This window comes from Rheinheimera soli (assembly GCF_031457405.1).
In the GTDB taxonomy this organism is placed as follows: domain Bacteria; phylum Pseudomonadota; class Gammaproteobacteria; order Enterobacterales; family Alteromonadaceae; genus Pararheinheimera; species Pararheinheimera soli_A.
In genome coordinates, this window is the sequence record NZ_JAVDWR010000021.1 from 17232 (window position 1) to 29652 (window position 12421).

The 12421-nt window shown below is 47.0% G+C and carries 10 protein-coding genes; 2 read left to right on the forward strand and 8 right to left on the reverse strand.

Features of this window, described 5'->3' with window-relative positions:
* Positions 1-58 precede the first annotated feature (58 nt).
* On the reverse strand, positions 59-649 hold the full coding sequence (locus J2W69_RS18385; protein WP_310281224.1) for a 1-acyl-sn-glycerol-3-phosphate acyltransferase: 591 nt from the start codon (positions 647-649) through the stop codon (positions 59-61).
* On the reverse strand, positions 649-1521 hold the full coding sequence (locus J2W69_RS18390) for a DUF3014 domain-containing protein (RefSeq protein ID WP_310281226.1): 873 nt from the start codon (positions 1519-1521) through the stop codon (positions 649-651). The genes J2W69_RS18385 and J2W69_RS18390 overlap by 1 nt, the downstream gene beginning before the upstream one ends.
* Before the next feature lie 130 nt (positions 1522-1651).
* Between J2W69_RS18390 and J2W69_RS18395 the strand changes: the two genes are divergently transcribed.
* Together J2W69_RS18395 and J2W69_RS18400 are read left to right on the forward strand one after the other, a co-directional pair.
* Positions 1652-2800 (forward strand): patatin-like phospholipase family protein, encoded by a 1149-nt coding sequence (locus tag J2W69_RS18395; RefSeq protein ID WP_310281228.1) that lies wholly within the window; start codon positions 1652-1654, stop codon positions 2798-2800.
* 145 nt (positions 2801-2945) lie between these two features.
* A complete protein-coding gene (locus tag J2W69_RS18400; protein WP_310281230.1) occupies positions 2946-3854 on the forward strand; it encodes a GGDEF domain-containing protein in 909 nt (302 codons plus the stop codon).
* 101 nt (positions 3855-3955) lie between these two features.
* Here J2W69_RS18400 and tilS read toward each other — a convergent pair whose 3' ends face one another.
* The 6 genes from tilS to lpxA form a co-directional block, all read right to left on the reverse strand.
* Complete coding sequence (gene tilS / locus J2W69_RS18405) at positions 3956-5248, reverse strand: tRNA lysidine(34) synthetase TilS (RefSeq protein ID WP_310281232.1); 1293 nt, start codon at positions 5246-5248, stop codon at positions 3956-3958.
* A 157-nt stretch (positions 5249-5405) separates the two neighbouring features.
* Positions 5406-6362: an acetyl-CoA carboxylase carboxyl transferase subunit alpha gene (gene accA / locus J2W69_RS18410; protein ID WP_310281234.1), complete on the reverse strand. Its 957-nt coding sequence runs from the start codon at positions 6360-6362 to the stop codon at positions 5406-5408.
* Between the two features lie 17 nt (positions 6363-6379).
* Positions 6380-9850, reverse strand: coding sequence for a DNA polymerase III subunit alpha (dnaE, locus tag J2W69_RS18415; RefSeq protein ID WP_310281236.1), 3471 nt, complete (start codon positions 9848-9850; stop codon positions 6380-6382).
* On the reverse strand, positions 9843-10478 hold the full coding sequence (rnhB, locus tag J2W69_RS18420; protein ID WP_310281238.1) for a ribonuclease HII: 636 nt from the start codon (positions 10476-10478) through the stop codon (positions 9843-9845). The genes dnaE and rnhB overlap by 8 nt, the downstream gene beginning before the upstream one ends.
* Positions 10475-11650: a lipid-A-disaccharide synthase gene (gene lpxB / locus J2W69_RS18425; protein ID WP_310281240.1), complete on the reverse strand. Its 1176-nt coding sequence runs from the start codon at positions 11648-11650 to the stop codon at positions 10475-10477. Before lpxB ends, rnhB begins: the two co-directional genes overlap by 4 nt.
* Entirely contained in the window at positions 11650-12420 is a 771-nt protein-coding gene (gene lpxA / locus J2W69_RS18430; protein WP_310281242.1) for an acyl-ACP--UDP-N-acetylglucosamine O-acyltransferase, read from the reverse strand. The genes lpxB and lpxA overlap by 1 nt, the downstream gene beginning before the upstream one ends.
* Position 12421: the final 1 nt, after the last annotated feature.

A 12421-nucleotide genomic window follows, 5' to 3' on the forward strand; every position in this document is an offset into this window, starting at 1 on the left:
AGGTACCAGTAAAACTGGTGCGCGCATTATGCTGAAAAGCTTTTCGCTGTGCAAGAACTTAAGCGTTTTCCGGATACTTTGCGGTCATTTGCTGAAAAAATGTGCACATCTGCTGTAAATCATCGTCGAAATTTTCACCCGTAGTAAAACATGGGCCAAACACCAGTTGCTTGTGCTGGTAATCCAGTCCGACTAAACACACAGGCACATTGGCTTGCCTGGCGATAAACCAAAAACCTGAGCGCCAATGCTCCACTTTTTTACGACTGCCTTCAGGGGATAAGCCTAATAACAGCGAATCACTTTGCTCAAACTCTGCTACCACTTGCCCTACCACGCCATGCGGGTGGCTGCGGTCTACAGCTATGCCGCCTAAAGACAACAAAAGCCCTTTGAAGGGCCAGACAAAAATACTGTGTTTACCTAAAAAACGGATTTTAAGATCAAGCGCGAGAGCTGCGGCTATACCAACAAAAAAATCCTGATTTGAGGTATGAGGGGCGACAGCTATCACCATTTTTTTATGTGCGGGCAGCTCCCCCTGAATACTCCAGCCCCCCAGTAGTTTCAGCAACCAGAGGCCAAGTTTCTGGCCCAGGTTGCTGTGACGCCGTGGCAAAGTAGCAGGAACAGAGGGTAAAGCTGACATTAAGGCTGAGCCAGTACCAATTGATGGGCTTCTAATACCCGTTTCAGGCGTTTTTGATTGTCTGGACCTAAGCGGATCATCTGACGTTGCGCCAATGGTAAAGCTTCAAGTTCCGGATCAGCATAAGTGTAATAGACGTTAGGCCTGGCCAGTGTCATAGGAGGTGCTACTTCTGGTGTGGCCAACAGCACTTTAATAGCGTCCTGCAAACGCACACGGAACTGAGCATCGGTGTAACCTAACTCTGCATAAGCTTCCTGCATCAACGGATAGTAGTATTCAAATAAACGTTTCACTTCAGTCACTGAGACACTTTCCAGCAATTGCAGATAAGGCTCATAACGTTCGAAGTTAGTAGGATCAAGCTGTACAGCTCCATCTTGCGCAGCTACAGTGGCAAATTTGACTGTGATGGGCTGAAACAGTGGCTGACCTTTTGGCAGAGTGCCCTGGGCTATATTGTCTACATTCACCACAAAACGGCGGATCATATCTTCAGTGACAAAAAGTGATGCCAAGCCAGCCTTCCAGCGTAATCCCAACAAACCGGTTTTCACTTCTGTATCTGACTCATCCAGGCTGGGTAATTTGACTGTAGGCTCAACAGCCACCGCATCATCCAGCGGCGTTTCCTGCAAAGGAGTTTCATCCTGGGCCTGCACTGTTAAACTGTCTACAGGTTCCTGATCCGCTGTTAATACATCAGCAGGAGCTGGTTGCTGCAATGTAGGTACCGGAGTTGGTTCAGCATCCGGCACTACTGCATCATCGGATCGGAAGAAAAACCAGACAATAGCAATCAGGGTCACAGCCACTACAGCTAAACCTATGTAATATTGTTGCTGGCCTGCGCCAGGAGCCTTCTCGGTCATTTCTGTTTTTTCCTTTCACTAATTCGGATAACTGATATTTAAGCCGTTGAAAAACTGGCTATAGCGTTGCATTTATTTTGCTTTTCAGCAATATATAAACAGAGAGTCTGTAAAGAGTTAAGAAGTTTCAGTGACTGATAGTAAAAAAGATGAAAACACCACTAAAAAAGTTGCCTTGCTGCTAACCGGGGGGGGCGCAAGAGCTGCTTATCAGGTTGGAGTGCTCAAAGCTTTGGCTTTGCATTACCCACGCAACAGTAAAATTCCATTTGAAATTATTTGTGGCACTTCAGCAGGAGCCATCAATGCCACAGGTATTGCCTGCTATGCCTCATGTTTTCACTTAGGGGTTAGAAAAATCGAGTGGGTCTGGCGCAATTTCCATACACATCATGTGTATTATTCGGATTATCTGCGTTTAGGCTGGCATTTATTACGTGGTTTTTTAACTGCCTTTCAGGCCGACTACGCCAATAAAAAACCTGTCAGCTTACTGGACAATAAACCCCTGCGTTTACTGCTGCACAACATTCTTGATTTGCAGCGTATAGACCGCAATATTCAGGGCGGCTATTTATCCAGTGTATCTGTTACAGCGTCCAGTTATAACACAGGCGATTCCATCACCTTTTTCCAGGGCAATGACGCCAAAGAATGGCGCAGAGCAAAACGTTGTGGTCAAAGAACCTTATTAGGTATCCATCATTTATTGGCTTCAGCTTCTATACCCCTGGTATTCCCCTCAGTTCGTATTCACCAGCATTATTACGGCGATGGTTCCGTCAATCAGTTATCTCCGCTCAGCGCACCTATTCATTTAGGTGCGGATAAAATACTGATTATAGGTTTAGAACAACCCCGATCTCATGATTTAAGCCATGCTATGCCGCATCATCCGGGTTTAGCCACTGTAGCTGGCCACTTGCTGGATACCATTTTTTCGGACACTTTAAATGCCGATTTAGAGCGAATGACCAGGATCAATAAAACCATTGATACCTTAAAAGCGAACAATATTCCTACTGACTTAAAAAAGGTCGACAGCTTTTTAATCAACCCCAGCGTTAATTTTAACGAAATTGCCAGCCAGCACTTTTTAAAACTGCCCATGGCGGTTCGAAGTTTATTGCGGTTAATTGGCATTACTCAACATTCGGAATCCAGCTTAACCAGTTACCTGTTGTTTGAAAAATCCTACACCAAACGTCTGATAGAAATTGGCTATCAGGATGCGATGCAACAGATGCCGGAACTGCTGGATTTTCTGCGCACTGAGTGAAGGGCAATTTTTAGCCAGCTATTGCCGTCAAAAAAGCGTCAGTTCAAACTGCATAATTGAAAAAATCAATAAGATCATCCACTTATTAAACTGGCACAATACCTGCAAATTCCAGTCATCTTAGATCTTGTCTGGAGTATCGGCAGTGGAATTATTTGGCTTACAAGATATGGCATTAAGTGGCACCAGTTACGCTGGCATCACCAGTCAGCCACATTGGTCTGGTTTGTCTGCAGATCCGGCAACTCTGCCCGAACAGCTACAAACCAGTCTGGATCTGGCAGATCAACTACAAATTTATTCAATGGCCGCTGGCAAAGTTTTGCCTCTGCGTTCCATTCAGTTACAAACCGCAGTAGGTAAATACCTGGCTCCGGGTTCAGAAGATGGCAGTTTTGAGCATCGCAGTGTGTTGATGCTGAACGATCAATGTCTGGCTGAGTTAAGTTATCAGTCAGAACAAGCCTTTACTCCGATGATCCAGCATCAGCTGTGGCAATTGGAGCGGCAATGGTTGTATCCGCTGCGTAATACGCTGGTGGTGGTTCGTTTACAGCAATTGGCGTTAAAAGACAGTCTGACAGACCTTGGCAACAGACGGAATTTTGACGATCAGTTTGAACGGGCCGTACAGCTTGCCAACAGACGTCAGGAAGCCTGCGCTCTAATTTTGTTGGACCTGGATAATTTTAAACACACCAATGATAACTTTGGCCATCCAGCCGGTGATGATGTGCTGATTGCTGTGGCTGATGCGATGCGCCAGACTTTAAGAGCAAGCGATTGTTTATTCCGTTTCGGCGGAGATGAATTTGCTGTATTGCTGACGGCAGAAGATGCGCTGGCCGCTGAGCTGGTCGCTCATCGTCTGGTCAAAGCTATTAACCAGCATCATATCTGTAGCCAGTTTGCCGTAACCGCAAGCGCTGGCCTGGCTCATCTGGCACCTAACCAAAAATCTGCTTTATTATTCAGCCGTGCTGATGAAGCTTTATCACAAGCTAAACAGGCAGGTAAAAACGCGGTGAAAGTGGCTCTGCTTAATCAGGCTTAGAGAAGTCTGGTCTGAACCAGTTTTAGTCGTCGTACATTAGGGCTAAAGGACAGAAGATCCAAAAGCCCTTTTTTTTGCCCCCTATTTGGTTCAGCTTCGCTTTAACTTTTTTGCCAGTCGATAAAGGCATTGGCCTGCTCTGGTTCGGTATTTGACGCTAAACCAAGCACCGCCACCACCTGATTATTTTGCACCAGCACAGGTAACTGCAGACGTTGCCATGGCGGTATAGCCCATAACTTCAACCATTGTTTCAGCGCTTTGCTGTGCTTCTGACCAGCCGGTTTAAAAGGCAAACTAAACAAGCCGAAGACCAGATACAAAGGATCGTCTGTAGCCAGCAGTGCCATCCCTTTGTTTTGCTGGTTCAAACAAAACAGACCTGAATCGGTATTCACTGCCTGTCCTGGTTTTAGTTCAACAAAAACTCCGGCAGCAGGAATCTCAGTACTGTGAGTGATATAAGCTTTGTCGGCAAAACGACGGATCTGTTTGCCATCGAGTTCCAATAAAGGCTGAGCATCTGCTTTGGCGCCAATCAGCCCGGTAAAAAATCGTTCCAGCCAGTCCGTCGATGGATTAAGCGCGCTTAAAGCCAGCCAGCGGCGCACCAGCAGTTTTTGCGTAGTGAAGTCTTGCTCGGTCAAGAGTTTTAAATCTAATTCAGCTCCGTGCATTACAGCAGGTAATAGCTGCTGCAGCTGTTTTTCGACAAATTGCTGTTGTTGCTGGATATGAGTGACAGACCGAAGCGCATTTTGCCGGAATGCTGGCCAGCGCTGTTGTAACAACGGCATGATCTGCAGCCGTAAAAAGTTACGGTCAAAGCGGGTATCGCTATTGCTTTCATCTTCAATCCACTCCAGCTGTTGCTCTTTGGCAAAAACTTCCAGCTGCTCGCGGCTAAAATCCAGCAAAGGTCGTAACAACCAGCCAGCAGCAAAAGACTGCAAAGCTGCAATACCGGATAAACCGGCAGGACCGGCGCCACGTTTTAATGCCAGCAGTAAAGTTTCCAGCTGATCGTCGGCATGATGAGCTGTTAATAACGCAGTCTGTGGAGTAATAACAAAAGCAGCTAAAGCCGAATAACGGGCAGTACGGGCCTGAGCTTCAATATTGGCTGCAGGGTTCAGTTGTACTTTTTGCACTTCAAAAGCAATGTGGCGTCTAAGGCACTGCTGCTGGCAAAAATCAGCCCACTGATCGGCATTGGCACTTAAGCCATGATGAATATACACAGCTTTGAGCCCAATGCCTGTGTCTTGGGTAAGCTGATGGCATAACTCCAGCAGCACCATAGAATCCAGCCCACCGGATAACCCCAGCACCAACTGGTTTAAACCAAGCTGTTGGATAGGCTGACGCAGTGAGACTGTGAACTCTAAGCTCATAAAAACCATAGATCCTAAACAACAAAACCGCCTTGCGGCGGCTTTTATACCCTAAGTAATTGATGTTGCAGCGAGGCGACTGTAGGGGCGGGGTTTATCCCCGCCCGTTACTTTCCATGCTCGCTGACCAGCTGCAGCTTCAAGTACGACGGGTATATTAGCAATAACCAAAAGACATTAAACGTTTATAGCGTCTGTCCAGCAAGTCTTCAATACTTAACTTTTCCAGCTTGGCTAAGTCACGTAATAAGGCCTGCTTTAAGCTTTGTGCCATTTGTTCATGATTACGGTGCGCACCACCTAAAGGCTCGCTGACGATGTCATCAATCAGGTTCAGCTCTTTTAAACGTGGCGCTGTAATACCCATAGCATCAGCAGCTATAGGGGCTTTATCAGCACTCTTCCACAATATAGAAGCACAACCTTCTGGCGAAATCACCGAGTAGGTGCTGTATTGCAGCATGTTGACCTGATCGCCGACGCCTATGGCTAAAGCACCACCAGAACCCCCCTCACCTATCACAGTACAAAGCACCGGCACTTTCAGGCCAGCCATCACTTTGAGGTTACGGGCAATAGCTTCACTTTGACCACGTTCTTCAGCGCCTACACCAGGATAAGCACCAGGCGTGTCGATAAAGGTGATAATAGGCAAATTAAAACGTTCAGCCATTTCCATCATACGTAAAGCTTTGCGGTAGCCTTCAGGTTTTGGCATACCAAAGTTACGTTTGATTTTCTCTGAGGTGTCACGGCCTTTTTGATGACCAATCACCATCACAGTTTTGTCACCTAAACGGGCTGTACCGCAGACAATAGCGGTATCGTTAGCAAAAGTACGGTCACCGGCAAACTCGTCAAAGTCAGTGAAAATATGTTTGATGTAATCCAGCGTGTAAGGACGCAGCGGATGACGGGCTAACTGAGCAACCTGCCAGGCACCTAATTCTGAGAAGATCTTTTTTGTCAGAGTTAAGCTCTTTTCCTTCAGCTTGTTTACTTCTTCTTCAAGGCCGAGATCAAACTCGCCATTGCGGCTTACTTTGCGAAGTTCTTCTATTTTGGCTTCAAGTTCCGCAATCGGTTGCTCAAACTCTAAATAATTCAGCATCATCGACTGTCACTACCTAATTAATGAAAATCCAGTTGTATTGTTGCTAATTGTCGCAGTTGATGCAACAAAGCATCGGTAGGTGTTACCCACCACTCGGTGCCCAATGCCACTGTGATTTGACCTTCGTCACGCTGGTACACCAGCTTCACAGGCACTGTGCCTAATTTAAATTCGTGCATAGCTTGCTGCAGTTTTTGCAGATAATCCAGCCCCATTTGCTGCTGATGTACAGTTAAGGTCAAGGATTTTAAGCATTTTTCCCGTGCAGCTATGATGTCCACTACTTCGCGGCCGGACATTGTAAGGCCACCACTGAAATCATCAAAGCTGACCTGTCCCGACACCACCAATATTTTGTCTTTTTGCAGCAAATGCTCGAAGTTTTCGAACTGTTCGGGGAAAAAACGAACATCTAAGCGCGCAGATTTATCATCTAAAGTGACAATAGCCCAACGTCTGCCCTTTTTATTGATCATAGTGCGCACTGCTAAGACTAAACCTGCAGCATGCACCACCTGATCACGACGGCCCGGTTGCATATCCACTAAACGGCCGGAACTGTAATGCGGTAACTCAACCAGATATCGGTTGATTGGGTGACCTGTCAGGTATAAACCTAAGGTTTCCCTTTCCCCTTCCAACCAGACTTCATCCGGCCAAATTGGCACTTGCTTAAAGGCACTGGCTGCATGTTCAGGCTCTGGTGCCATTAAACCAAACAAATCAGACTGGCCCATAGCTTCAGCCTTGGCCTGTTGCTCCGCGCCTTTTATCGCTTCTTCTAAAGTTGCCATCATAGCAGCGCGGTGTGGGCCTAACTGGTCCATAGCGCCTGACAAAATCAGCTTTTCAATGACACGGCGGTTCAGCTGTTTTAAATCAACTTTATTACAGAAATCGAACAGATCCGTGAAGGTTCCATGTTTAGCGCGCGCCGTTAAGATTGCTTCAACCGGGCCTTCACCTACACCTTTGATAGCGCCTATGCCATAGACAATATGGCCCTGACGGTTGACGGTGAATTTATACAATCCTGAATTGACATCAGGCGGAATAAGTTTGAGCTTCATATGCTCACATTCATCCACCAGAATCACTATTTTATCGGTGTTATCCATATCGGCAGACATGACGGCGGCCATAAATTCAGCCGGATAATGCGCCTTCATCCACAAAGTCTGGTACGACACCAGCGCATAAGCAGCGGAGTGAGATTTGTTAAAACCGTAGCCTGCGAACTTCTCTACCAAATCGAAGATCTTCATCGACAGTTCGGCGTCAACACCGTTTTCGACAGCGCCATCACGGAAGGTATCACGCTGTTTGGCCATCTCTTCTGGTTTCTTTTTACCCATAGCACGGCGTAATAAGTCAGCGCCGCCCAGCGAATAACCAGACAAGACCTGGGCGATTTGCATCACCTGTTCCTGGTACAGAATAATGCCGTAAGTAGGTTCCAGAATAGGGATTAACGAGTCATGTTGCCAGGTAGAATCCGGATAAGATATTTCTTCACGGCCACGTTTACGGTCGATAAAGTTATCTACCATGCCTGATTGCAAAGGACCAGGCCGGAACAGCGCCACCAGGGCTATCATATCTTCGAAGCAGTCAGGTTGCAGACGACGGATTAAATCTTTCATGCCGCGGGATTCAAGCTGGAATACCGCTGTAGTATCAGCCTTCATCAGCACGTCAAAACTTTTTCGGTCGGTCAGCGGAATAGTATTGATGTCCACCAGCGGCTTGCCTTCGCGGGCCAGACGCTCATTGGTCATATTCACAGCCCACTGCAATATGGTCAGTGTGCGTAATCCCAGGAAGTCGAACTTGACCAGACCTGCATATTCCACGTCGTTTTTATCAAACTGAGTGACGGGGTTATTGCCTTCAGCGTCACAATACACAGGTGCAAAATCGGTAATTTTAGTGGGCGCTATCACCACGCCACCGGCGTGTTTACCGGCGTTTCGGGTTACACCTTCGAGCTGACGCGCCATGTCGATCAGATCTTTTACTTCCTGATCAGCAGCATACAATTCAGGTAAACGTGGCTCTTCTTTAAAAGCCTGTTCCAGTGTCATACCCGGAGTGGGTGGGATCAGCTTAGAGATACGGTCAACAAAACCATAAGGATGGCCCAGCACCCGGCCTACGTCGCGGACCACAGCCTTAGCAGCCATAGTACCGAAGGTGATAATTTGCGATACAGCTTCGCGGCCATACATGTCAGAGACGTGTTCTATCACCTCGTCGCGTCTGTCCATACAGAAGTCGACGTCAAAGTCAGGCATGGAGACCCGTTCAGGGTTTAAGAAACGTTCGAACAGTAAGTCAAATTCTAAGGGGTCAAGGTCGGTAATACTCAGGGCATAAGCCACTAAAGAACCGGCACCAGAACCACGGCCTGGGCCTACCGGAATATCGTTGTCCTTACTCCACTGGATAAACTCCATAACCACCAGGAAGTAACCGGGGAAACCCATCTGGTTGATTACGCCCAGTTCAATATCCAAACGTTCGTCGTATTCAACACGTTTTACTTTACGTACTTCTGGATCAGGAAATAACTGCAGCAAGCGTTTTTCCAGACCTTCCTGAGATTTTAACACTAAAAAGTCAGCGTCGGACAAACCACCTGTCGGGAAAGCCGGCAGGAAGTATTCACCTAAACGTATAGTGACATTACAACGTTTGGCGATTTCAACTGAGTTTTGTAACGCCTCCGGAATATCAGAAAACAGCTCAAGCATTTCTTCTGCTGAACGCAGGTATTGCTGTTCGCTGTAGTTCTTAGGCCGTCTTTTATCTTCTAAAGTGTAACCATCATGAATAGCAACCCGGATTTCATGAGCTGAAAAATCGTCAGGGCTTAACATCACCACTTCATTGGTGGCAACCACAGGTAACTGCTCTCGTTCTGCCAGTTCAACTGCAGCCTGAATATAAGTTTCTTCGTCAGGACGACCAGTGCGGGTCAGCTCAATAAAAAACCGGTTGGGGAAATGTTCACGATAAAACTGCACCAAAGCCAAAGCGCTGGGCGCATTGCCTTTAATTAAGGCTTTACCTAAAGGGCCGTCTTTAGCGCCCGACAATACAATCAGGCCTTCTTTGTATTCCACCAGCCAGTCGTGATCAATCTGCGGTTTGTGATGCACATGGCCGCGCAAATAGGCCTTGGAAAGCAACATGGTCAGGTTCTGGTAACCCATATTGTCGGACGCCAAAATCAATAAACGACAGGCATCCCCCGGAAATAGCGGATGCTGCACCCACAAATCAGCGCCAACTATCGGCTTAATACCAGCGTCATGCGCTGTACTGTAAAAACGCACCAGACCACACATATTCATCTGATCTGTTAAAGCAAGCGCAGGCATATTTAGCTCTTTCGCCGCTTTGACTATAGGCTTTATTTTTTTGATGCCATCGATCATCGAAAAATCGCTGTGCACCCTTAAATGAATAAAACCCGGATCAGCCATGAGCTGCCCCCGTAAGTGACTCCAACACATCCCTGACAGGTTTAAAACTGCGTCTGTGCTCGTTAATCACACCATGAGTTTTAATAGCGGCTAAGTGTTGTGCAGTGGGATACCCTTTGTGGCCGGCAAAACCATAGTGCGGATAAGCAGCATCAAGCTGCTGCATTTCCTGATCCCGCGCCACTTTGGCCAAAATAGAGGCAGCACTGATTTCCGGCACTAAGGCATCGCCTTTCACCACAGCACTGGCCTGAACACCTATATCTTTAGGCACACGGTTGCCGTCTATCAAAGCCCATTCAGGCTTGATATGAAGGCCCTGCACAGCACGGGTCATGGCCAGCATAGTGGCGTGGAGAATATTTAAACTATCAATTTCATGCACTTCAGCCCGGCCTAAGCTCCAGCTTAAGGCTTTGGCTTTAATTTCTTCAGCAAGCTGCAGACGTTTTTTTTCTGACAGTTTTTTAGAATCGTTTAAGCCAACAATAGGATTATTTGGATCAAGGATCACAGCAGCAGTCACTACAGCACCAACCAGCGGGCCACGCCCTACTTCGTCGACACCACAAATAAACTGCACTTGCGGTCTTTGATAAGTTTCAGCATTCAGAGCTTTACTACTCATACGGATGCTTCCATCACTTTTGCTATAGCTGCAGCAGCTTGTTCACTGGCATTACAGCGGATTAACTGATGCAGTTCAGTGAATCGACTGATACAAGCTTCTTGCGCTACAGGGTTTTGCAGCAAAGGCGCCATAGCTTTGACTAAGTTGTCGACTGTGACCTGCTCTTGCAGCAGTTCAGTCACTAAAGCTTGATCCGCCAATAAATTCGGCAGGCTGAAAAACTTCAGTGTCACTAACCATTTTGCAATCTGATGTGTCAGCCAGTTCATCTTATAGCCCACCACCATAGCGGTTTTAGCCAGCATGGCTTCTAAGGTGGCAGTCCCTGAGGCGATAAACACCGCATCAGCCGCAGTTAAGGTAGTGCGGGCTTTGCCGATTTCCAACTGCACCACTAAATCCGGAGCAACCTGCTGCTTAATCTGGTTGAAAACTTGCGCTTTTTGTTCTGTCACCATATTACAAATCAGCTGTAAATCAGGTTGCTGACGTTTCAGCTCTGCTGCAGCAAGCAGATAATCTGCCGCCAATAATTTGATTTCATTGGTTCTGCTACCCGGCATTATCGCCAGCACTGGTGCTTCAGGTTTTAAACCCAGTTCAGTCTTGGCAGCAGCTTTATCAGGTTGCAAAGGCATTTGGTCTGCCAGCGTATGGCCGACAAAGCTACAAGGCACAGCAAATTTGTCGTAAAAGGCTTTTTCAAAAGGCAATAACGCCAACACCATGTTGGTGGCTTTGGCTATTTTAAAAATACGTTTTTGTCGCCAGGCCCAAACTGAAGGGCTGACATAATGCACAGTTTTGATACCAGCAGCTTTGAGTTTTAACTCCACCGGAATATTAAAATCAGGGGCGTCTATACCAATAAACACATCAGGCTGAGTGGCAGTAAGATGCTGCAGAAGCTCTTTACGAACCTGCAGCAAACGTGGCAAGCGGCCTAACACTTCCACTATGCCCATCACTGCCAGTTCTTCCATATCAAACAAAGCGCTAAAGCCTTCGGCTTTCATGCGCTCGCCACCTATGCCATAAAATTCAGCATTTGGGTAAAGCTGCTTTAAAGCCCGGATTAAATCAGCACCTAAAATATCGCCGGAATGTTCTCCGGCGACTAAGGCGATTTTCACTGAATAAGGAGCCACTTTGGATTGCAACTCCCCCATCAGCGGATAATGCCACGGCTGGAGTTGGCGATAAAATCAGTGAAGGCTTTGACTTCCGGAAATTCAGCGGATTTTTCAGCCAGAGCATCCAAAGCTTCCTGCACTGTTAAACCTTTACGATACACTTCTTTATAAGCGCGGCGCACTTCTAAAATCGCATCGCTGCTAAAACCACGACGCTTTAAGCCCTCTAGATTTAAACCTGCTGGTACAGCATGAGAGCCATGTGCCATCAGATAAGGAGGTACATCTTTAACTACGATAGAACCACCGCCGATAAAGGCATGTGCGCCTATATGGCAGAACTGATGGATACCTGTCATACCACCTAAAATGGCCCAATCCCCAACATGCACATGACCAGCGGATTGAGCGCCGCTGGCAAATATCACGTTATCACCAATCACGCAGTCGTGGGCGACATGGGTGTTATTCATAAAGAGGTTGTTTGAACCAATACGGGTGACGCCTTTGTCCTGCACTGTGCCACGATGCACTGTACAGTTTTCACGGAACACATTGTTGTCGCCTATGATCAGTTCAGTGGGCTCGCCATTGTATTTTTTGTCCTGGCAGTCTTCGCCTATGCTGGTGAACTGGTAAAAATGATTGCCTTTCCCAATGACTGTGGGGCCTTTGAGCACCACATGAGATTCCAACACCGTATTGTCCCCTATCACCACATTAGCGGCGATGTAACAAAAGGGCCCAACTTTTACGTTCTGGCCAAGTACGGCACCTGTTTCTATCACAGCGGAAGCATGGATCATA